This is a genomic window from Methylobacterium mesophilicum, from assembly GCF_022179445.1.
In the GTDB taxonomy this organism is placed as follows: Bacteria; Pseudomonadota; Alphaproteobacteria; order Rhizobiales; family Beijerinckiaceae; genus Methylobacterium; species Methylobacterium mesophilicum.
The window spans coordinates 14,346-35,667 of sequence record NZ_BPQU01000031.1 but is presented as its reverse complement, the minus strand read 5'-3'; the positions used below and the strand labels follow the sequence as shown (position 1 = coordinate 35,667).

Here is a 21,322-nt window from a genome sequence, read left to right as displayed (position 1 = left end):
AACACGTTCGCAGCATCGTGCGCGGGTTTCGATGTTCGATACACCTCGGCCGGCGACCGGGCGACGCGTTTCCCGCAGACCCTGCCGAGGACTCCGCGATCGCAGAGTCCCGGGCGGCGGATGAGCGCCGAATGCGGATGTTCGGTGCCGAGGAGAGCGAACATGCGGGTCTTGGTCCTGGGAAGCGGCGTGGTCGGCGTGTCCGCCGCCTATTATCTGGCGAAGGCCGGCCATGAGGTCACGGTGATCGACCGGCAGCCCGCGTCCGGCCTGGAGACCAGCTTCGCCAATGCCGGCCAGGTCTCCCCCGGATATTCCGCCCCCTGGGCCGCTCCGGGCATTCCGGTCAAGGCGATGAAGTGGCTGATGATGCGCCACCGCCCCCTGGTCCTGTGGCCGTCCGTCGAGCCCCGTCTCTACGGCTGGCTCGCCCGCATGCTGGCGAACTGCACGGTGGAGGCCTACACCCGCAACAAGGGGCGGATGGTGCGGCTCGCGGAATACAGCCGCGACGTCCTGCGCGACCTGCGCGACGAGACCGGCATCGCCTACGACCATCGCGAACGCGGCACGCTGCAGCTGTTCCGCACGCGCAAGCAGCTCGATCACGTGGGCGACGACACGAAGGTCCTGGACGCCTACGGCGTCGCCTACCAGGTGCTGGACCCGGCGGGCTGCGTCGCCGCCGAGCCGGCGCTCGACCGGGTGAAGGACAAGATCGCGGGCGGCCTGCGTCTCACCGGTGACGAGACCGGGGATGCCCACCTGTTCACCCAGAGACTCGCCGCCATCTGCGAGGGGCTCGGCGTGACGTTCCGCTACAACGTCACCGTGACGGGGCTCCAAACCTCGGGCGGTCGCGTGACCGGCGTCGCCTGCGGGTCCGAGGTGCTGCGCGCCGACGCCTACGTGGCGGCGATGGGCAGCTTCACCCCGGCGCTCCTGCGTCCGCTCGGGCTGAACCTGCCGGTCTACCCGGTCAAGGGCTACTCCCTGACCCTGCCCGTGACGGATCCGGAGGCGGCTCCGGTCTCCACCGTGATGGACGAGACGTTCAAGGTCGGCCTGACCCGGCTCGGCGACCGCATACGGGTCGGCGGCACCGCCGAACTCGCCGGCTTCAGCCAGGCCTTGCGTCCGCCCCGTCGCGCGACCCTGGAGCGGTGCGTCCACGACCTGTTTCCGGCCGGGGGCGACCTCAGCCGGGCGACGTTCTGGACGGGCCTGCGCCCGATGACGCCGGACGGGACGCCCATCGTCGGGGCGACCCGCTACGACAACCTGTATACGAATACGGGCCACGGCACCCTCGGCTGGACCATGGCCTGCGGGTCGGGCCGGCTCCTCGCGGACCTGATGTCCGGCCGGGCGCCCGACATCGCCCACGAAGACCTCGCCGTCGGCCGTTACGCGGCATGAGGCCCGTGGACGCGCGCATGAGGGATCGGGAGGACGATAGGGTGCAGGCGTTCGACGATGGCGGGCGTCCGCACGCGGGGGCGATGCTGACAGTCGACCTCGACGCCATCGCGGCCAATTACCGGCTCCTGTCACGCCGCCTCGGGACGGCGGAATGCGCCGCGGTGTTGAAGGCGGACGCGTATGGCCTGGGCGCCGCCCGCGTCGCTCCCATCCTGTCCGCGGCCGGCTGCCGAACCTTCTTCGTGGCCCATCTCGACGAAGGGATCGCGCTCCGGCGGTACGTTCCCCGGGGGGCCGCCGTGCGGATCCTGCACGGAGCCCCGCGCGGGGCCGAAGCCGAGTGCCTGGAGCACGGGCTGGTGCCGGTCCTCAATACGCCGGGCCAGCTCGCGCGCTGGGCCGCGCTGGCCCGGACGCGGGCATGCCGGTTGCCGGGGCTGTTGCAGGTCGATTCCGGCATGAGCCGCTTCGGCCTGTCTCCCGCCGAGGTCGCGGCCGTCGCGGATCGGGCGGGCGAGCACGATGCCGTGGCGTGGCGGCTCATCATGAGCCACCTGGCCTGCGCGGACGCCCCCGACAGCGATGCGAACCCGACGCAACGGTCCCGCTTCGAGGATGCGCGGCGCCGGCTGCCGCCCATGCGCGCCAGCCTCGCCGCGTCCTCCGGCATCTTCCTGGGGGCGGATTACCATTACGATGTCGCGCGGCCGGGTGCGGCCCTGTTCGGGGTGGCGCCGGCTGCGGGGCGTCCCAACCCGCTGCAGCCCGTGGTCAAGCTGGAGGCCCGCGTCCTGCAGGTACGCGACGTGCCGGCCGGGACGGCGGTCGGATACGGCTACACCGCACGGACGGCGGTTGCGTCGCGCCTCGCGACCGTGGCGGTCGGCTATGCGGACGGGTTCCTGAGGAGCGCCAGCGGGCGCGGCGCGGCCTGGGCGGGCGGCGCCGCGCTGCCCATCCTCGGCCGGGTGTCGATGGACAGCATCGTGGTGGATGCCTCCGCGCTTCCGGCCGGGGCGCTGGCCGAGGACGACATGGTCGAGATCATCGGGCCGCACCGCTCCCTGGATGCGGTCGCGGCCGATGCGGGCACCATCGGCTACGAGGTGCTGACCGGTCTGGGCGATCGGTACGAGCGCCGGTACATCCACGGGGCGGACGCCGAAGGCGGTCCGGCGTGAGCGACGGGCGACCGGTCGCGCCGGACGGGCGAAGGTCGATGGGCAGACGGCGTGGTTCGGGCCCGTCGATGCGCGCTCGCGCCTTGATATGCGGGGGGCCAGAGCGCACGCTTACCCGGCGATGAACGATCGAGCGCTGCGATACTTCCTGGCCGTCGTGCGGACCGGCTCCGTGCGGGGCGCCGCGGAAGCGCTCAACGTCGCCGCCTCCGCGGTCAGCCGCCACATCAGCGAGATGGAGGCCGAGTGCGGCGAGAACCTCCTGGAACGCCTACCGCGCGGCGTCGTGCCGACGGAGGCCGGTCGCATCGTCGCCCAGCACGCCCAGCGCCAGGCCGACGAGGCCGCGCTCCTCCAGGACAGCCTCAAACGGCTGCGCGGCGTCCAGCAGGGGACGATCCGGCTGACCTGCGGCGCAGGCTTCCTGGTCGACCTGCTCGATAACGGCCTGGCCAACTTCGTCACGGCCTATCCCGGAATCTCGTTTCAGGTCTCCCTTGGGACCACGGACAGCGTGCTGTCGGCGGTCGCACAGGGCGATACGGATATCGGTCTCGCCTACAACCCGCCCGCCCATCCGGACGTGCGCGGCGTCGTGTCGGCGCGGCAGCCGCTGCTGGCGGTTCTCCCGAAGGATCATCCCCTCGCCGGTTCCTCGACCCCCAAGGGCCTGCGCACCTTCGCCTCCGAGCCGGTCGTCCTGCTTCCCTCCGATCACGGCGTGCGCCAGTTGCTGGGACGCGTCGAGGCCGATGGCGGCTTCCGGCTCGTCGCACGGCTGGAGACCGCGTCCTTCGAGATGCACAGGCGCTTCGTGACGGCGGGATTGGGCGTCGCGTTCCTGCCGCGTTTCGCCGTCGCGGCCGAGTTGCAGACCAACGCGGTCACCGTGATCCCCCTGCTCGACCCGGTCCTGTCCGAGGCGAGCGCACACCTCGTCGTGCGCTCGGGACGGCGGCTGCCGGAAGCGATGGGCCGGCTGCTGGGCTGGCTCACCGAACACCTCGTCGCCTTCCAGCCGCAACGCTGAGTGTTGCCTTAACAAGAACGACTTGTTCGAAAAGCAGTTCTTGTAGCAACCGTATCGGCGATCGATACCATCTCCTAAACGGGAGGTATCGAAATGAATATTGAGACGGTGGGTGTCGTCGGGCTCGGCAATATGGGGCTCGGGATGGCGGCGACCTTGGCTCGCAAGGGCTTCAAGGTCATCGGCTACGACATCAGCGACGCCCGGCGGGCCGCCGTCGAGGCGGCCGGCGTCTCGTTCGTCCCGGACCTGGCCGACGTCCTGCGTCGCGCGGACGCCCTGGTCTTCTCGCTGCCCCTGGCCCGCGATGTCGAGGCCGTGGTCACGGCGGAGGGCGGCTTGCTCTCCCGGACCGACCGGAAGGTCGTCGTCGTCGATACCTCCACCTCGGATCCCGGCACCACCCGGCGGCTTGCGGCCCGCCTCGAACAGGCCGGCCATGCCCTGCTCGACGCGCCGGTGAGCGGAGGCCCCTCGGGGGCCGCCGAAGGCACGTTGACGATGATGGTCGGCGGCTCGGAGGCCGACTACGCCCTGGCCGAGCCGGTGCTGTCGGCGATGTCGGCCCGCGCCCCGCATGTCGGGCCGTCCGGCGCCGGCAACATCGTCAAGCTCGTGAACAACCTCCTCGTCGCCGCCCACCTCGTGACCACGGGCGAGGCGATGCGCCTGTCCGAGGCGGCCGGCCTGTCGGCCGAGGAGGCGATCAAGGTCGTCAACACCGCCACGGGGCGCAGCGCGATCAGCGAGGTGATGTTTCCCCGCTGGATCCTGTCGAACACCTTCGACAGCGGCTTTGCCGCGGGGCTGATGCGCAAGGACGTGCGCCTCGCCATGGAGCTGGCCGCCGAGAGCGGCGCCGACCTGCCGCTGTCCGCCCATGTCGCGCAGATCTGGGCGACCACCCGCGACGCCATCCCGGACGCCGCGGACTTCACCCGCATGGCCGATTACCGCAACACGAACGGAGCGAACTGATGTCGACCAGCGTGCAAGGCGATGCGGCGCAGCGCATCTCGGAACTCCTGTCCGCCCTTTCCCTGGGCGGCCGCATCGGCAGCGTCGTGTCCGGCGAGATCCTCGTGGGAACGGGTGAAACCCTCGACCTCGTGAACCCGGCGGACGGCCGGGTGGTGGCGAGCTTCGCGGATGCCGGCGCGTCCGTCGTGGACGCCGCCATGGCGGCGGCCCGGCCCGCCCAGCGGACCTGGTGGGGCATGACGGCGGCGGCCCGCGGCCGGGCGATGTGGGCGGTGGCCGCCCTGATCCGTCAGAACGCCGACGCGTTGGCCGAGCTGGAGACCCTGTCGGCCGGCAAGCCGATCCGCGACACGCGCGGTGAGGTCGGCAAGGTCGCGGAGATGTTCGAATATTACGCCGGCTGGTGCGACAAGCTGCACGGCGAGGTCATCCCGGTCCCGACCTCGCACCTGAACTACACCCGCGCCGAACCGTTCGGCACCGTGGTGCAGATCACGCCGTGGAACGCCCCGATCTTCACCGCCGGCTGGCAGATCGCCCCGGCCATCTGCGCCGGCAACGCGGTGGTGCTGAAGCCCTCCGAGCTGACGCCGCTGACCTCCCTGGCGCTCGGGATGCTGTGCGACCGGGCCGAGGGGATCCCGCGCGGCCTGGTCTCGGTGCTGGCTGGCGCCGGCCCGACCACCGGGGCGGCGGCCGTCGCCCATGCCGACACGCGGCTCGTGGTGTTCGTCGGCTCGGCCGAGGCCGGGGCGCAGATCGCGGCCGCGGCGGCGCGCAACATCGTGCCGAGCGTGCTCGAGCTCGGCGGCAAGTCGGCCAACATCGTGTTCGCGGATGCCGACCTCGACCGTGCCCTGTTGGGCGCGCAGGCGGCGATCTTCGGCGGTGCCGGGCAGAGCTGCGTCGCCGGCTCGCGCCTCCTCGTCCACCGGTCGGTGCACGCGGATTTCGTGGCGCGGCTGTCCCACGCCGCGGGCCGCATCCCGGTGGGCGCGCCCACCGATCCGACGACGCAGATCGGCCCGATCAACAACCGCCGACAACTTGACAAGATCGCCGCGATGGTGAGCCAGGCTGCGGATGCCGGCGCCCGCGTCGCCGCGGGCGGTGCCTGTCCGGCCAACCTGCGGGACACCGGCGGCTTCTACTTCGGTCCGACGGTGGTCGACGGCGTGACGCCCGATGCGGCGATCGCCCAGGACGAGGTGTTCGGCCCGGTCCTGACCGTCCTGCCGTTCGAGACCGAGGACGAGGCGGTCGAGATCGCCAACGCCACGCCGTACGGCCTCGCCGGCGCGGTCTGGACGAACGATGTCGGCCGCGCCCACCGCGTCGCCGCCGCCGTCCGGGCCGGGACGTTCTGGGTCAACGGCTACAAGACGATCAACGTCGCCTCGCCCTTCGGCGGGTTCGGCCGCTCCGGCTTCGGCAGGTCCTCGGGGCGCGAGGCGCTGATGGCCTACACCCAGACCAAGAGCGTGTGGGTCGAGACCGCAGCCCAACCCGGCGTCGCCTTCGGCTACGTGGGCTGAGCCGGACAGCGGCCGCCCATACGCGCTGCCGCCAGACAGACGCTTTCGTCGCCCCGCGGGCCCCTCACGAGGTCCGCGGGAGCCGATGGCGGCGCAAAAACAACAATCAGAACCAGAAGCGCCGCGACCGATCGCAGGGAGGACAACAGCCATGGCACAGGAAGCAATCCATCGAGGGCCGATCCCAGTCGGGTCCGCCCCGGCCGAGAGACCGAGCCGCGTCCGCCTGTTCCTGATCGCCCTGGTCATCGTCGTCATCGCCGAGGCCATCGGCAACATCAACATCCCCGTCGGGACCGGAAAGATCGTCCTGCTGCCCCTGCTCTGGGCCCTCCTGCTCGGCGGAACCCTCGGTCTGGCGAGCCCCCGGCTCCCGGCCTTCCTGCGCCTGCGATCCTCGACGCAATCGGCCGCGGCCGCCTTCCTGCAGCCGGCCCTCCTCGTCTTCATCGCGAAGCTCGGCCTGCTGGTCGGCGGCTCGCTGCCGAAGATCTTCGCGTCGGGATGGTCGCTCGTGTTCCAGGAGTTCGGCCACTTCTTTGGCACCATGGTGTTCGGCCTTCCGATCGCCCTCCTCCTCGGCATCAAGCGGGAGGCCATCGGCGCGACCTTCTCGGTCGGCCGGGAGCCGAGCCTGGCCATCATCGGCGAGCGCTACGGGATGGATTCCCCCGAGGGGCGCGGCGTGCTCGCGGAATACCTCACCGGGACAGTGTTCGGGGCGGTCTTCATCGCCGTCCTGGCCGGCCTCATCGCCAGCCTGAACATCTTCAATCCCCTCGCGCTCGCCATGGGGGCCGGCGTCGGATCCGGCAGCATGATGGCCGCCGCGTCGGGGGCCATCGCGGCGCAGCAGACCCCCGAGGTGGCCAAGGATGTCGCCACCTTCGCGGCGGCGAGCAACCTGATTACCACGACCATCGGAACCTACTTCACGCTATTCCTGTCGCTGCCCTTCACGATCTGGGCCTACGGCAAGCTCGAACCGATCCTCGGACGCAACCGCCCCAACACGGTCCGGGAGCCCTCGGCCGTCGCCGTGACCCCGGCGCATGAGGAAACGACGATCGGGTTCGCCGAGATGCTGGTGGCGTGGCTGCTGATCGGCGCCTACGGGCTCATCGGCAACTATCTGACCTACGGCGTGATCCCCGACGCCGCCGTCGTGGGCGGGATGGCGATCATCATCGGGGTCGTGATCCTCGGCTGGGGCCTCTACGTGCTCTCGGCGCGGAAGCTTCCCGCGGTGATCTGGGTCTCCCTGATCGGCATGGCGCTGACCTATCCGGCGATGCCGTACGCGGCCGAGATCGCCGCGCTGACCGGCAAGATCAACTTCCTCGCCCTGGCCACCCCAATCCTGACGTTCGCCGGCCTGTCCATAGCCAAGGACATCCCCGCCTTCCGGCAATTGGGTTGGCGCATCGTCGTGGTTTCGTTCATGGCGAATGCCGGTACGTTCCTGGGCGCGACCCTGATCGCGCAGTTCTGGATGCATGTGCCGGTGACGTGAGACATGGTTCGATCCGCCGCCGGGCCGGGCTCGGTGGCGGATCGACCGACGCGCAGGGATGGCCGGACTTGGACCTGTGACGGCCAGGGAGCGAACGGCATGAGCATAGACGCGGACATCCTCGATCGCATGCTCGCCTGGCGGCGCGACCTGCACGCCCACCCGGAGCTCGCCTTCGCGGAGGTCCGCACCGCGGATCTCGTCGCACGCGAACTCGCCGCCTCCGGCTTCGAGGTCCATCGGGGCCTGGGCCGGACGGGCGTCGTCGGGACGCTGCGACGGGGGGAAGGCCCGGCCATCGGCCTGCGCGCCGACATGGACGCCCTGCCCATCCACGAGGCGACCGGCCTGCCCTACGCCTCCACAAATCCGGGTGTGATGCATGCCTGCGGGCATGACGGGCATGTCGCGATGCTGCTCGGCGCCGCCAGCCAGCTCGCCCGCGTGGAAGACCTGCGCGGCACGGTCCGGGTCATCTTCCAACCGGCCGAGGAATGCGAGGGCGGCGGCCGGGCGATGATCGAGGACGGCCTGTTCCGGATGTTCCCCTGCGACACGGTCTGGGGCCTGCATAACTGGCCAGGATTACCGCTCGGAGCCTTCGCCACCACCCCGGGCCCGATCATGGCCTCCCTCGACACGTTCGAGATCCGCGTCAGGGGCTCGGGGACGCACGCCGCCATGCCGGAGCGGGGCATCGACACGCTGGTGATCGCCTCCGAGACGGTTCTGGCCCTGCAGACCATCGTCAGCCGCCGGATCGCTCCGCTCGATCCCGCGGTGGTGAGCATCACCCAGATCCACGGCGGCGACGCCTGGAACGTGATCCCGGACCTCGCCACGATCCGGGGGACCGTCCGCTGCCTCTCCGAGAGCGTGCGCGGGACGGTCGCGGCGCTCATCACGGAGATCGCCACGGGCACCGCCCGCACGCATGGCGGCGCCGCCGAGGTCGATTACCACACCGGATATCCCGCGACGGTCAACGCCCCGGACGCCGTCCCACTCGCGCTCGCCGCCGCGTCCCGGGTCCCGGCCATACCGGCGCGGCATGGTGACGTCGCGCCGTCGATGGCCTCGGAGGACTTCGCCTACATGCTGCAGGCCTGCCCCGGCGCCTACGTCTGGCTCGGCACCGACGGCGCCGAGCCCGGCCGGCCGCTTCACAATCCTGGATACGACTTCAACGACGACGCCCTGCCCATCGGGGCCGCCTATTGGGTGGCCCTGGCGACCGGCGTCCTCGAAGCGGCCCGTGCGTAAGATCGCCGGTGCTTCAGGGATCGACGCCCGCGTCTGCGAAGGTGCCGAGCGGCGTCGCAGGCTTGGGATGGGTGGAGCTGTCGATGTCGGGCCCCAAGCACGCGTCCGCGTCTCTGGTTCGACCGATGGAAAGCAGACAGACAGAAAGCCAACCATCGCAGAGCCCGTGTGAGATCCTCCGCCGGCCGTCCCCATCTGTCTCGTGGGCAAACACGAAGTTCGTCTGGCGGGTAGTCCGGCGGTAAAGCCAGCGCGCCGGAGGCTGCCTGGATTACTCGGCACTTGCGGGGTGGGTCGCGCCTGGCGAATGCTGCCAGCGGGCTTTCTGCCGAGGCGCACGGTCTCCGGCAGGTTTCGGCGCTGGATCGAGCGGAGGCTGTTCGAAGTCCTGATGCAGGCATCGGCCCACCGCCAGCCGCGCGATCGCTGACGTCATTCTACGCCGCGGCCGGCGATCGGGGATACCCAGCGCCCGCGATCTCCGACGCAGACCGGCTCCCAGACGGTTCACGTCGAGCATCAAGCATGCGGCTCTGAGGCATGGTTCAGGCTGCAGGCCTGTTCCTCACCGTGGCCAAGAAGGCACCGCCGCGCACCCCTGCGAGGATCGCGCTTCGCCTGCCCCCTTTCGTCGGCGCAGGTCCGAAGTCAGCGTATCGTCGGCCTGGAGGGCCGAAAAACTCGAAGCTTCAGTGGCCTCTTGAACAGTCACGTTCCCGTTTCTCGAAGCTTTTTACAGACCCGACAAACCTGGTGCGCCCGCGCCGACAGGATTCCCGCGCCGGCGGACACGCGGGCTACAGAACCTCGACCCGGGTGCCCACCGGAACACGATCGTAGAGATCCACGACATCCTCGTTCATCATCCGGATGCAGCCCGAGGAGACCGATTGGCCGATGGTGCCCGGCTCGTTGGTGCCGTGGATGCGGTAGAGCGAGGAGCCGAGATAGAGCGCCCGCGCGCCCAGCGGGTTCTCGGGGCCGCCCGCCATGTGCCGCGGCAGGTCGGGGCGGCGGGCGAGCATCTCGGCCGGCGGCGTCCAGTCCGGCCACTCGGCCTTGCGGCTGACGGTCTTGAGGCCGCTCCAGGCGAAGCCCGGGCGACCCACGCCGATCCCGTAGCGCAGCGCCCGCTGCCCGGGCTGGACGAGGTAGAGGTGCCGGGCGGAGGTGTCGATCACGATCGTCCCGGGCCGCTGCGGCCCCGCGAAGGCGACCTCCTGGCGGCGGTATTCCGGGCCGACCTCCCGGGCGATGCGGCCCGGATCCCCCTGCGACGCGCCGTAGGCTTGCGGTGCACCGTAGGCCTGCGGCGGCAGAACCTGCCGCGACATGTCCTGAAGGGGCTCGGGTTCGGCGGGCAGCAGCTCGCCCGAATAGGCCGCGACACGCTGGGGAACCGCGTCGCGCTGCGGACGGCTCCGGGTCCCTCCCCCGGCCTGCCCGGTCATGAGGTACTCGATCAGTCCGCCGCCATAGCCGCCGCCATAGCCGCCGCCTTCGGCGTAGCGCGACGGCTGCGCGGAAACCGGGGCGGACAGCGTCACGGTCGCCAGGACCGCACACAGAGCCAGACGGACCGAACCACGCATCGTCGATGCTTCCTGCAGGAGGGCTGACAGCCCCGATTCGCGCAGTGATCCACCCGCATCCGCGCGTTCCGGTGAATCAACATGGTGAATCGGCCGGCCGGCCCGGCGCCCTCCCCGGCCGCGCGAGATTAGCGTGAATCGCTAGTAAATCGCAGCGGCTCACAACCTCCGATAGGTTAAACGGGCGCGCCGGACAGGAATCGCCGGCCGGCAAGCTTGGCAGTCACAGTCCGCTAACCGATTGTGGTAGACAGTTCGAACGACCGATCCTGAAGGCTCACGCCCCGACGATGACCCAGAAGCGCTATCGCATCGAAGACAGCCTCGGGCTCCCCGCGGTTTTACCCATCGCTCCCGATCCAGGCGTCTCGAACGACCGGCTGGACGAGATCCTCAGCGCGATCATGGATCTGCGGCGCATCACCCAGATGAGCGCCGACGAGACGATCGAGACGTGCCGCCGCGAGCTGCACGACGCCTTGGCGATGCGCTCCGAACTCGACCTGATGAAGGAGGCGATCACCCGGACCAAGTCCGAGCTGGCGACGCTCCACCGGTCGGAGAACAGCGGCAAAGGCATGCGCCGGGCGGCGGACGAGCTCGACGCGGTGGTCGAATCGACCGAGCGCGCCACGACGCAGCTGCTCAACGCGGTCGAGGAGATCGAGTCGAATGCCGGCATGCTCTACACGGCGAACTTGCCGCCGGGCATGAAGCAGCACGTCGACATCATCCAGGAGCGGGTGATCTCGGCCTACGAGGCCTGCAACTTCCAGGATCTGACAGGCCAACGGATCAACAAGATCGTCGGCGTGATGAAGTTCATCGAGGAGCACCTCGATCGACTGATCGCCGCCTGGACGCAGCTCGACAGCTTCCGCGACCTCATCACCGTCATGCCGGTCTCGACCGCGCTGGACGACGAGAGCAGCCTGCTCAACGGGCCGAAGCTCGACGACGATCCGGGGCACGTCGACCAGAACGACATCGACTCGCTGTTCGACTGAGACGGCCGCGCAGGCTCGGCCCGGCAATTTTGTCGGCCGACCCGGTGCCGCTCGGCGCCGGGAACGCTTAGATCTGCGGTATGAACCGCAGAGCCCTCTCAGACCTGCCCCCCGATACCTTCGACGACGGCCGCGACGCCGAGCGCGAAGAGAGCGCTGGCGAGTCCGAGGCCGCGCTGTCCGCCGAGGATGCGCCGGAGATCGATTTCGATTTCGACCCCGGCGCGGTCCAGGCCGGCACCGAGGTGATCCGCCGGTTCTGGTCGACGCTGCCGAACGCGCCCGGCGTCTACCGGATGTTCGACCATCGGGGCGACGTCCTCTACGTCGGCAAGGCCAAGAACCTGAAGGCGCGGGTCGGCTCCTACGCGCGGGGCCAGGCGCACTCGAACCGCATCGCCCGGATGATCTCCCAGACGGCGGCGATGGAGTTCGTCACCACCGCCACCGAGACCGAGGCGCTGCTCCTCGAAGCCAACCTGATCAAGCAGCTCAAGCCCCGCTTCAACGTGCTGATGCGGGACGACAAGTCGTTCCCCTACATCCTGGTCACCGCCGACGGCCCGGCGCCGCAGATCGTGAAGCACCGCGGCGCACGGCGCCGGAAGGGCAATTACTATGGCCCCTTCGCCAGCGTCTGGGCGGTCAACCGGACGGTCAACGCGCTGCAGCGCGCCTTCCTGCTGCGCACCTGCACCGACAGCTACTACGAGAACCGCAGCCGGCCCTGCCTGCTCTATCAGATCAAGCGCTGCTCCGGCCCCTGCACCGGGGAGATCGGCACCGACGACTACGCCGCCATGGCGGATGCGGCCCGGGCGTTCCTGGCGGGCAAGTCCAACGCCGTGAAGGACCGGATGCGCACCGAGATGCAGGAGGCGTCCGAGGCCCTCGAATTCGAGCGCGCCGCCCGTTACCGGGACCGGATCGCCGCGCTCTCGGCCATCCAGGGGGTGCAGGGGGTCAACACCCAGGGCGTCGAGGAGGCCGACGTCTTCGCCCTCGACGAGCAGGCCGGCCAGTTCTGCATCGAGGTGTTCTTCTTCCGCAACTTCCAGAACTGGGGCAACCGCGCCTACTTCCCGAAGGCCGACCGGACCATGACTCCCGAGGAGGTGCTCGGCTCGTTCATCAGCCAGTTCTACGACGACAAGCCCGCGCCCCGCACGGTGCTGACCAGCCACCCGATCGAGGATGCCGAACTGGTCGCGGCCGCGCTTTCGAGCCGGGTCGACTACCGCGTCGAGATCCACCGGCCGAGCCGCAGCGAGCGGAGGAACCTCGTCGAGTACGCCCAGCGCAACGCCAAGGAGGCGCTCGCCCGGCGGCTGGCCGACACCGCCTCGCAGGGCAAGCTGCTCACGGCCCTGGGGCAGGCCTTCGGCATGGACCGGACGCCGCGGCGGATCGAGGTCTACGACAACTCGCACATCATGGGCACGAACGCGGTGGGCGGGATGATCGTGGCCGGGCCGACCGGGTTCATGAAGACGCATTACCGCACGTTCAACATCAAGTCGGAGGAACTCACCCCGGGGGACGATTACGGCATGATGCGCGAGGTCCTGCAGCGGCGGTTCAAGCGCCTGGTCAAGGAGGCGCCGCGCACCGAGCGCGAGGCTGCGGCGGCAGGCGTCGAGGACGGCGCTCCGGAGCTGCCCCCCGTGCCCGCGGAGGATGGCGAAGCGTTTCCCGCCTGGCCGGATCTGGTCCTCATCGACGGCGGCAAGGGTCAGCTCGACGCGGCCCGCATGGCGCTCGACGAGATCGGCGTGAAAGACGTCCCGCTGATCGGCATCGCCAAGGGTCGCGACCGCGATGCCGGGCGTGAGACGTTTTTCGTGCCCGGCCGGCCGCCGTTCAAGCTTCCGCCGCGCGACCCGACGCTCTACTTCGTACAGCGGCTGCGAGACGAGGCCCACCGCTTCGCCATCGGCAGCCACAGGGCCAAGCGCAAGCGTGAGATGGTGAAGAATCCCTTGGACGAGATTGCCGGCATCGGACCCAGCCGCAAGCGCGCGCTGCTGCATCATTTCGGAACCGTGAAGGCGATCGAGCGAGCCGCCTTCGAGGACCTGGCCAAGACCCCCGGGGTGAACGCCGCGACCGCGCGCGCGGTCTACGATTTCTTCCATGCCGGCGCCTGAGGATCCCGCCGTCACGGCCGTGCCCGCGGCCGAGACGTTGACGCCCGGGCCCGGCTCTGATTTCACCCCGGCGATGAACACCGTCCTTCCCCGACGACGGTCGCCAGCCTGGACGCTCGCGAATTGCCTGACCTACGGGCGCCTCGTCGCGGTGCCGGTGATGGTCGCGTTGCTGTTCTGGCCCGACTCGCACACCGCGCGTTGGACCGCGCTCGGCGTCTTCGTGGCGGCGGCGATCACCGACTATCTCGATGGCTATGTCGCGCGGACCTACCACCAGAGTTCCGCGCTCGGCCGTATGCTCGATCCGATCGCCGACAAGCTGCTGGTCTCGGCCTGCCTGCTGATGCTTGCTGCCGACCATACCATCGTCGGCTCGTCGGTCTGGGCGGCGATCGTGATCCTGTGCCGTGAGGTGCTGGTCTCGGGCCTGCGCGAGTACCTCGCCGAGTTGAAGGTTGGCGTGCCGGTCAGCAAGATCGCCAAGTGGAAGACGACGGTGCAGCTCGTGGCGCTCGGCTTCCTGGTGGCCGGGCCTGCGGGCGAGCGGGTCCTGCCCGGGACGGAGCCGATCGGCCTCGCGCTGCTCTGGATCGCGGCCGCCCTCACGCTCTGGACCGGCTGGGACTATATGAGGGCCGGGATCAAGCATGTGATCGACGACCCGCGCTGAACGGGCGGCCGCCGATCCCCTTCCGGCACGGTGTTGCGATGAAGCTCGTCTATTTCGCCTGGGTCCGCGAGCGAATCGGCCGCGCCGAAGAGGAGCTGGCGCCCCCTCCGGAGGTCGCCACCGTGACCGATCTGGTCGCCTGGCTGCGTGGCCGCGGCGAGGAATACGCCTACGCGTTCGAGGATCCGGGGGTGGTCCGGGCGGCCATCGACCGGACCCATGCCAAGCCCGACGCGCAGATCGCGGGCGCCGCCGAGATCGCGTTCTTCCCGCCGATGACCGGCGGCTGAGCCCCCGGCACGTAGTCCGCCGACCTTGAATGCGAGCCCGTCCCGGGGTCCTTTGGGGGGGTCGCTCCGGCTGCGTTCCAAGCCGAACGACGTGTGGGCCGAGCCGCGTTCGCTTACGGGTTCGGCCCGCTTTCCGGCCCCCTCCGCCCGTTGGATCGCCGGCGTTCGGCCGCCACGGCATGGCCCGAACCGTCCACCACAAATTGCGGAACGCTCAAGCTGGAGCCGCCGTTACTCGGGACCGAAATCGAAGACCGGAGTTTTCGTATGCGCCAGATGTTCCTCGCCACCGCCGCCCTGCTCAGCCTTGGCGCCGCCGCCCAAGCCCAGACCACCGTGATCGAGCGCGACCGTCCCGCCGTGGTGGTCGATCGTCCGGCCTCCGAGTCGAAGTCCGTCACCGTGCACGATCACGGCGACGGCTGCGTCACCAAGACGGTGCGCAAGGAGGACGAGATGGGTGATTCCAAGACCGTGAAGAAGGAGACCTGCGACTGAGGCAGGCCCCGCCCCCGGACGGTTCTCCGTCCGGGCTTCCGCTGTGAGCGTCGTCACCGAGAGGTCCGGCGCTTCGGCGATGGCGCGGATCGTTCCCGCCGGTTGTCCTCACGGTTTGTGCGTTTCACCCCGGCTACCTCGGTCTCAGGCCGTAGCCCGGCCGCCAAAGCCTTGTTCATACGCGTCTGCCAGCCGGGGCCCCGGGCTTTGTATGCGGCCAGCACATCCGGCGGTACACGCAGCGAGACGGGGACGGCCTTCGCCGCGTCCTTGGGCCGTCCGGTGTGCTTCAGGAAGGTCTCCGCCATCTCAGGCGGCATCCCGTGTGGACCGGAACGGGCTGAAGCCAATTCGGCCTCGGTCAAAGGGGGATTATCGGAGACCTCATCCCAATCGGCCTGGGTGTACGCTTCGGTCGGGGTGTAACCCGGCGCATTCTCAGCCTTCGGCATAGCGGGCTTTCTCCTTCGCGTTAGCCAGCCGCACGCTGACGACATCGATCGCCTCGGAGCCAAGTGGGGAGACGATGGCGACTACGACGGTCTGGCCGTGCCAACTGCCGATCAGCTTGAACCGTTTGCGCCCAGTGCGGCTGGACTTGGTCATGATGGTCAGAAAGCGGTCGAAACTGAACGCCATCTCGAACTCGGCGAGATCGATGCCGTGCTTGGCGATGTTCGCCTGCCGCTTGGGCTGACCGTAAGTGAAACGCACGCTGTCAGTATATACAGAAACCGCGATTCAGGCCAGTGGTTCCGTCGATACGATCGACCTTCGCGGAGGGGTGATACGCCCTGCGCACGTGACCGTCATTTCTGTAGGCGTCCGACACTGCGGATGCTGGATGGACGACATTGGGTGCGATGGCATCTAGGATGCGGGAAGATTGGCTCGCGTGAGAGCCGCACCAGCCGGGAAGGATATGCGGATGTCGAGCGACGCTCAGGTCGTCGAGGTGCTCTCGAAGGTCACCACCGCCACGATCACCACGATCCTGCTGAAGAAGGGTCTTCGCAACATCTGGCTGCGGGGCACCCGTCCGCTGCGGCCCGGCCAGCCCCGGATCGTCGGCCGGGCCTTCACGTTGCGGTTCGTCCCGGCCCGCGAGGATCTCGCCACGCCGGAATCCTGGTCGTCGCCGATCTCGACCCGGGCGGCGATCGAGGCGATGCCGGAGGGCTGCATCGCGGTGGTGGACGCGCTGGGCGTGACCGATGCCGGCATCTTCGGCGACATCCTGTGCGCCCGGATGGCCAAGAAGGGCGTGGCTGCCCTGGTCACCGATGGTGTGGTGCGCGACGTCGCGGGCGTCCTGGGGACCGGATTGCCGGTCTGGTGCCAGGGCGCGGCGGCTCCGCCCTCCGTGGCCGGCCTGACTTTCGTGGCCTGGCAGCAGCCGATCGCCTGCGGCGGCGTCGCCGTGTTCCCCGACGACCTGATCGTGGTGGATGAGGACGGCGCCGTGCTGATTCCGGCCGCGCTCATCGAGACGGTGATGGAACTCGCCCCCGAGCAGGAGCGCTTCGAGGGTTGGCTCATGGAGGAGGTCGGCAAGGGCGCCGCGCTTCCGGGCCTCTATCCGCCGAACGCCGAGAACAAGGCACGCTACGAGGCCAGCAAGGGCTGACCCACCGCGCCTTCCCCGCCGAAGCGTCGGCGGGGATGCCCCGTGACGGGCGCGCGGTCAAAGCGCCACCAGGACGACGCCCCTGAGCCGGCCTTCGCAGGCGTCGTGCAAGGCGCGGGGCGCCTGCTCCAGCCCGGTCACCGTCGTGCCGGCAAAATGGAGACCGGCGTCGCGCTGCCAGGCGATCCAGGCCGGGAATGCCGCGGCGCTGTCGCGATCGGCACTGTAGCCGCGCAGGGTGACGTCCCTGAGGATCAGCTGGAACGAGTCGAGCTCCACCGGCGCGACGATGATGGCGCCCGCAGCGTTCAGCTCGGCGGTCAGCGCGCCGAGCAGGACGAACCGCGCACCGTCGCGCGCGGCCTCTGCTGCAGCTGCCAGCTGTTCGCCGCCGACCATGTCGACGAACACGTCCACGCCGTCCGGAGCGGCCGCCTTCAACTGATCCACGATCGGGCCTGCGCCGCGCAGGATCACCGCGTCATAGCCGAGCTCGTCCGTCATCCATTCCGCTTTGCCCTGAGTGCTGGTGCTGCCGATCACCCGCGTCGCGCCGAGCTTGCGGGCGATCTGTCCGGCCATCGATCCGATCGCACCCGCCCCGCTCGACACGAACACCGTATCGCCCGGGCGTACCGTGACGCCCCGGGTCAGGGCCGCGTAGGCCGTCCAGCCATGGCCGAGATAAGCCGCCGGCTCGATCGGGGCCGGACCGAGCGCGACGCACCGTCCGGCATCGACGACCGCGTAATCCCGCCACCCCAGGGGATGCGAGACATACGCGCCAACCGCGAACCCGCTCCCGGGCGGGCTGGTGACGACCTGGCCGATCGCGCCGTCCGCCAGCGCGTCGCCGGGCTTCAACGCTGGAAACGGAATGCCTTCGACCGCCTGCGCATCCGGGTTGGCCATGAGCCGGGTCGAAATGGAGATCCGGAACCAGCGATTGCGGACCACGAGATCGTTCGGGCCGATGTCCGGCAAGGCCGTTTCGACGATCGCCAGGTCGCCGGGCTGGATCATCCCGTCGGGGTACGTCCGCAGCCGGACCTCGCGGCACCGTTCGATTGTCCTGTCCATGGCACGTCCCCGGGGCGCGATCCGCGTCCGCCGGGCCCACGCGTCCCGGGCGGCGTCGCGCCATCCATCTAATAAATGACTGGCGGTCAGTCAATTGAAGCGCTGCTCTCATCCGGCGGCGCCCCTTCCCATCCCTGCGATAACCCGTCAGGCAGACGTGAGCGCCCCCCTTCCCGAGACCGCTTCCGTGCCGACCAAGACCAAGCCCAGGACCAGACCGCCGGAAGAGCGGCGCGAGGACCTCATGAACGCGGCCGAGCGCCTGTTCATCGACCAGGGTTTCGCGTCCACCACCGTCGAGCAGATCACGACCCGGGCAGGCATGGCGAAGGGCAGTTTCTACCTGCACTTCGCCTCCAAGGAGGCCGTGGCGGGCGGTCTGCGCCAACGGTTCGTCGACACCTTGCTCCAAGCCATCGAGGCGGAGGTCGAACGCCGGGCCGACGGGGATTGGACCGGCCGGCTGGCCGCTTGGGTCACGGCCTGCCGCCGGGGATACGCTACATCGGTGCGCCTGCACGAGATCGTGTTCACCGATGTGCCGCCGCCGAGCCAGGACGGCCTGACCGACAACATCCTGATCGATCATCTCGCGGGATTGCTCGGCGATGGCAGCGACGCGAAAGCCTGGGCGATCGCGGATGCGCGCTTCACGGCTGCGTTCCTGTTCAACGCGCTCCACGGTGTCGTCCTGGGCGCTGCCAGGACCGGGCGGGCGGACGCGATCGCGTCCCAGGTGGTGGATCATTGCTTCCGGGTCGTCGGCATTGCACCCGCCTGATCGTCCGTCTGCAGATTCGGCGCGCTATCGGCTCCGTCTGCGATCGCCACCCATCAACGAGACCAGTCAGCCAACGCCGTCCCGGGAGGAGCTGTCCCGTTCGGACGTTTCAACCCTATCCTGATCCGCCGGGGCTCGGTGAACGTTAGCTTGGCAGCCCAAGATGGCCGCTTCTTCAAAAGCCTCAGCGCCAGCCGGCGTCGATGAAGTAATTGTGCCCCGTGCACATCCGGGCGTCGTCCGAGGCGAGGAACAGCACCAGGGCGGCGACGTCGGAGGGTTGGATCCGGCCGTCCAGGCACTGCGACGCGACGATCTCGGCCTCGCCCTCCGGGGTGTACCAGCGCTCCTGGCGGGGTGTCTGGACGTTGCCGGGCACGATCGCCGAGACCCGGATGCCGTCGCGACCGAGATCCCGGGCCAGCGCCCGGGTCATCCCCTCGATGGCGGCCTTCGCGGTCTGGTAGAGCGGCATGTCCTTGAGGCCGAGGTGCCAGCTGATCGAGCCGAAGTTCAGGATCACGCCGCCGCCCGCCCGGCGCATCGCCGGCACGGCGGCCTGCGCCGCGAAGAACAGGTGACGCAGGTTCACCGCCATTCGGTCGTCCCAGTAGGCGGGCGTCACGTCCGCGATCGTGTGGCGGTCGTCGTTGCCGGCGTTGTTGACCAGCACGTCGAGGCCGCCGAATTCCGTTTCCACCTCCGCCACCAGGGAGCGGACGGCCTCGACATCGCTGAGGTCGCAGCGGCGGTAGACCGGCGGGTGCGCGGCCCCGTGGGCGAGCCGCGCCACCAGGGCGTGTGCCGGCTCATCGGCTATGTCGCAGAACGCGACGCGGGCGCCCTGGGCGACGAAGGCTTCGACCAGACCTTCACCGATTCCCGAGGCGCCGCCCGTCACGAGCACGCGTTTCCCGCGCAGGGACGGATAGAGGGCGCGCGTCGTGGAAGAGGTCATCGGCAATTCTCCGAAGGCTGAGGCGCCGCATCGTCGCGAGCGACGCGAAAGGACTTCGAAGAATCGACGTTCCGCGCCGCGCGACAATCCTGTCCGGATCATCGGCCGCGTCAACGGCGGTCGGCCGCCATTGTCCAAACGTTAACGCATTCCGAATCAGATCGGCGCGTCTTCTAGAAAGGAACACGCGATGCCCCTGCGCCTGGAACTGAAACCGCTCGAGAGGTTGATCATCAACGGCGCGCTGATTCGCAACGGCGACCGGCGCTCGACCTTCCTGATCGAGACGCAGTGCAAGTTCCTGCGCGAGAGCGAGATCATCACGGAGAGCGAGGCCGACACGGCCTGCAAGCAGATCCACCTGACCCTGACGGTGATCTACCTGGCGGACGACCCGGCCGCGAGCATCGACCTGTTCTTCCGACAGGCCGGGGAGCTGATCCGGCTGGCGCCGGCGGCGGCGCCGCAGGTCGCCGCCATCGCGGAGGCGGTCGAGGCGGGTTCGTTCTACCCGGCGATCAAGCTGGGCCGGAAGCTCGTCGAGTGGGAGGGCGCGGCGTTGGCCCAGGCCGCGACGGTCGAGCGGCCTGCGCCCGACACCGCCGCCTGAGCGCGCCCGTTTCCGGAGCGGAGCCCGCCTTCAGCGCGGGTTGCCCTGGAGGCCGGCGGCGATCTCGTTGTTGATCCCCACGAGGGTGGCGATCTTCTCCGGGGTCGGCTCGATCATCGTGTCGACGCAGCTGCGCAGCACGAACACGCCCAGGTTGCCGATGCCCCGCTTGATATCGGCCGGCAGCGGGTTCTCGTCGGCGGTCGCCTCGGTGGCCAGGATGGTCCAGACGCGCTGGTTGAACGACAGGGCCTCGTTGAGGCGCTTGGTGTCCCCGTCGGCGATCCCCTGGCTGGCGCCGATCAGCTGCTGGGCCGCCTTGAGCAGGACTGCGGATTCGGCTTCGCGCGGTGTCAGCGCGGACCGGGATGTCCGGGCATAGGCGTTGGCGGCGTAGTTCATAGGCGGTCCAGCCCCGTCATCGCACCTGCCACACCGGCGGGCTTGCGTGCAGCTGTCGCAGATCAAGTGTTAAGGCCGCGTGAGCAACAGGTCCGCCATGTTCCCGCCGGGTTGGACAGTGACCAGAGACTGTGGCCCCACCAAGCCGGTCACCGGATCGCGTCAGAGATGCTGAATTTCTTCCTCGGAACCGTCGCCGGCGGCCTGATCGCCGCCGTGCTCACCATCGCGGCGGCCCGTCAGCCGGAGGTCCAGGCGCGCCTCGGCCTGAAGCCGGCCCCCGTCGTCGCGACCCTGGCGGCGGTGGCCAAACCGCGCGAGCCCGATTGCGCCAAACCGGCCGAGGGGCCGACGGTCGGGACCCGGGACATGCTGTTCAACCGGCAGAGGTTCTGGTCGGTGGCGCCGTAGGCTGGAAACCAATTATCGTTTTCACGCAGGCGGTTACAGATCATTATGACCGTGCTCGCCGCGTGCGGAAACAGATCGATCAGCCACCTGGTGGATGTGTCGATTGATGTCGCGACAATCATGTTTTTGATCTATATATTCGTATTGAACGCACATTTATATATGTGAAAATCAATTCTGCGATGACTTGATCAATAAATCTGCGAATTAAATTGTAATTATTTATTTTCTAGCGATCATTTATGCGCAGATATGCTCATGAATAGCCGTTTCGTCAGTCGTTAAGCATGAGATGAGACGGTAAAATTCCGTCCACAGAAT

At 69.1% G+C, this 21,322-nt stretch carries 23 protein-coding genes; 17 read left to right on the top strand and 6 right to left on the bottom strand.

The genetic code is table 11. The annotated features are described in order from the left end of the window. Positions 1 to 162 precede the first annotated feature (162 nt). The 8 genes from MFF40_RS23135 to MFF40_RS28985 all read left to right on the top strand — a co-directional run bounded on the left by MFF40_RS23135 (position 163) and on the right by MFF40_RS28985 (position 9,355). On the top strand, positions 163 to 1,419 hold the full coding sequence (locus MFF40_RS23135; RefSeq protein WP_147853486.1) for a D-amino acid dehydrogenase: 1,257 nt from the start codon (positions 163 to 165) through the stop codon (positions 1,417 to 1,419). Positions 1,420 to 1,436: 17 nt separating this feature from the next. After that, positions 1,437 to 2,603 (top strand): alanine racemase, encoded by a 1,167-nt coding sequence (gene alr / locus MFF40_RS23130; RefSeq protein ID WP_187278075.1) that lies wholly within the window; start codon positions 1,437 to 1,439, stop codon positions 2,601 to 2,603. Between the two features lie 121 nt (positions 2,604 to 2,724). Beyond that, complete coding sequence (locus MFF40_RS23125; protein WP_147853862.1) at positions 2,725 to 3,633, top strand: LysR family transcriptional regulator; 909 nt, start codon at positions 2,725 to 2,727, stop codon at positions 3,631 to 3,633. A gap of 93 nt (positions 3,634 to 3,726) precedes the next feature. Continuing rightward, positions 3,727 to 4,611, top strand: coding sequence for an NAD(P)-dependent oxidoreductase (locus MFF40_RS23120; RefSeq protein ID WP_147853863.1), 885 nt, complete (start codon positions 3,727 to 3,729; stop codon positions 4,609 to 4,611). Continuing rightward, the gene (locus tag MFF40_RS23115) at positions 4,611 to 6,149 is read left to right on the top strand and encodes an aldehyde dehydrogenase family protein (RefSeq protein ID WP_147853864.1); all 1,539 of its coding nucleotides are present in this window, start codon (positions 4,611 to 4,613) and stop codon (positions 6,147 to 6,149) included. Before MFF40_RS23120 ends, MFF40_RS23115 begins: the two co-directional genes overlap by 1 nt. Before the next feature lie 151 nt (positions 6,150 to 6,300). After that, positions 6,301 to 7,662, top strand: coding sequence for a DUF3100 domain-containing protein (locus MFF40_RS23110; RefSeq protein WP_147853865.1), 1,362 nt, complete (start codon positions 6,301 to 6,303; stop codon positions 7,660 to 7,662). Positions 7,663 to 7,761: 99 nt separating this feature from the next. Further along, complete coding sequence (locus MFF40_RS23105) at positions 7,762 to 8,925, top strand: M20 aminoacylase family protein (protein WP_238262384.1); 1,164 nt, start codon at positions 7,762 to 7,764, stop codon at positions 8,923 to 8,925. A gap of 202 nt (positions 8,926 to 9,127) precedes the next feature. Then, positions 9,128 to 9,355, top strand: a complete 228-nt coding sequence (locus MFF40_RS28985; RefSeq protein WP_368858854.1) for a transposase — start codon at positions 9,128 to 9,130, stop codon at positions 9,353 to 9,355. 367 nt (positions 9,356 to 9,722) lie between these two features. On the opposite strand, the gene MFF40_RS23100 is transcribed toward MFF40_RS28985, so the two are convergent. Further along, on the bottom strand, positions 9,723 to 10,517 hold the full coding sequence (locus tag MFF40_RS23100) for a L,D-transpeptidase (RefSeq protein WP_147853867.1): 795 nt from the start codon (positions 10,515 to 10,517) through the stop codon (positions 9,723 to 9,725). Positions 10,518 to 10,807: 290 nt separating this feature from the next. On the opposite strand from MFF40_RS23100, the gene MFF40_RS23095 reads away from it, so the two are divergent. The 5 genes from MFF40_RS23095 to MFF40_RS23075 all read left to right on the top strand — a co-directional run bounded on the left by MFF40_RS23095 (position 10,808) and on the right by MFF40_RS23075 (position 15,132). Continuing rightward, the gene (locus MFF40_RS23095; RefSeq protein ID WP_147853868.1) at positions 10,808 to 11,524 is read left to right on the top strand and encodes a protein phosphatase CheZ; all 717 of its coding nucleotides are present in this window, start codon (positions 10,808 to 10,810) and stop codon (positions 11,522 to 11,524) included. 80 nt (positions 11,525 to 11,604) lie between these two features. Next, entirely contained in the window at positions 11,605 to 13,671 is a 2,067-nt protein-coding gene (gene uvrC / locus MFF40_RS23090; protein WP_238262382.1) for an excinuclease ABC subunit UvrC, read from the top strand. Between the two features lie 73 nt (positions 13,672 to 13,744). Beyond that, entirely contained in the window at positions 13,745 to 14,344 is a 600-nt protein-coding gene (gene pgsA, locus MFF40_RS23085; RefSeq protein ID WP_187193748.1) for a CDP-diacylglycerol--glycerol-3-phosphate 3-phosphatidyltransferase, read from the top strand. A gap of 38 nt (positions 14,345 to 14,382) precedes the next feature. Further along, positions 14,383 to 14,634 (top strand): molybdopterin converting factor subunit 1, encoded by a 252-nt coding sequence (gene moaD / locus MFF40_RS23080; RefSeq protein ID WP_147853871.1) that lies wholly within the window; start codon positions 14,383 to 14,385, stop codon positions 14,632 to 14,634. A 267-nt stretch (positions 14,635 to 14,901) separates the two neighbouring features. After that, positions 14,902 to 15,132 carry a hypothetical protein gene (locus tag MFF40_RS23075; RefSeq protein WP_147853872.1) on the top strand — a complete coding sequence of 77 codons (231 nt, stop codon included), beginning with the start codon at positions 14,902 to 14,904 and terminating at the stop codon, positions 15,130 to 15,132. Positions 15,133 to 15,185: 53 nt separating this feature from the next. On the opposite strand, the gene MFF40_RS23070 is transcribed toward MFF40_RS23075, so the two are convergent. Together MFF40_RS23070 and MFF40_RS23065 are read right to left on the bottom strand one after the other, a co-directional pair. Then, on the bottom strand, positions 15,186 to 15,584 hold the full coding sequence (locus MFF40_RS23070) for a BrnA antitoxin family protein (protein ID WP_147853873.1): 399 nt from the start codon (positions 15,582 to 15,584) through the stop codon (positions 15,186 to 15,188). Further along, positions 15,571 to 15,846, bottom strand: a complete 276-nt coding sequence (locus MFF40_RS23065) for a BrnT family toxin (RefSeq protein WP_147853874.1) — start codon at positions 15,844 to 15,846, stop codon at positions 15,571 to 15,573. Before MFF40_RS23065 ends, MFF40_RS23070 begins: the two co-directional genes overlap by 14 nt. 214 nt (positions 15,847 to 16,060) lie before the next feature. On the opposite strand from MFF40_RS23065, the gene MFF40_RS23060 reads away from it, so the two are divergent. Beyond that, entirely contained in the window at positions 16,061 to 16,759 is a 699-nt protein-coding gene (locus tag MFF40_RS23060; protein ID WP_147853875.1) for a ribonuclease activity regulator RraA, read from the top strand. A 57-nt stretch (positions 16,760 to 16,816) separates the two neighbouring features. Here MFF40_RS23060 and MFF40_RS23055 read toward each other — a convergent pair whose 3' ends face one another. Then, complete coding sequence (locus MFF40_RS23055) at positions 16,817 to 17,839, bottom strand: MDR family NADP-dependent oxidoreductase (RefSeq protein WP_147853876.1); 1,023 nt, start codon at positions 17,837 to 17,839, stop codon at positions 16,817 to 16,819. 157 nt (positions 17,840 to 17,996) lie between these two features. Between MFF40_RS23055 and MFF40_RS23050 the strand changes: the two genes are divergently transcribed. Then, complete coding sequence (locus tag MFF40_RS23050) at positions 17,997 to 18,620, top strand: TetR/AcrR family transcriptional regulator (protein ID WP_238262378.1); 624 nt, start codon at positions 17,997 to 17,999, stop codon at positions 18,618 to 18,620. Positions 18,621 to 18,804: 184 nt separating this feature from the next. Here the strand turns inward: MFF40_RS23050 and xylB are convergent, their stop codons facing one another. Further along, a complete protein-coding gene (gene xylB / locus MFF40_RS23045; protein ID WP_238262376.1) occupies positions 18,805 to 19,578 on the bottom strand; it encodes a D-xylose 1-dehydrogenase in 774 nt (257 codons plus the stop codon). A 190-nt stretch (positions 19,579 to 19,768) separates the two neighbouring features. Here xylB and MFF40_RS23040 point away from each other — a divergent pair, with 190 nt between their 5' ends. Next, entirely contained in the window at positions 19,769 to 20,188 is a 420-nt protein-coding gene (locus MFF40_RS23040; protein ID WP_147897211.1) for a flagellar biosynthesis repressor FlbT, read from the top strand. Positions 20,189 to 20,218: 30 nt separating this feature from the next. On the opposite strand, the gene flaF is transcribed toward MFF40_RS23040, so the two are convergent. Then, on the bottom strand, positions 20,219 to 20,590 hold the full coding sequence (flaF, locus tag MFF40_RS23035) for a flagellar biosynthesis regulator FlaF (protein ID WP_147856647.1): 372 nt from the start codon (positions 20,588 to 20,590) through the stop codon (positions 20,219 to 20,221). A 168-nt stretch (positions 20,591 to 20,758) separates the two neighbouring features. Between flaF and MFF40_RS23030 the strand changes: the two genes are divergently transcribed. Continuing rightward, positions 20,759 to 21,001: a hypothetical protein gene (locus tag MFF40_RS23030; protein ID WP_147856648.1), complete on the top strand. Its 243-nt coding sequence runs from the start codon at positions 20,759 to 20,761 to the stop codon at positions 20,999 to 21,001. The last annotated feature ends 321 nt before the right edge of the window (positions 21,002 to 21,322 follow it).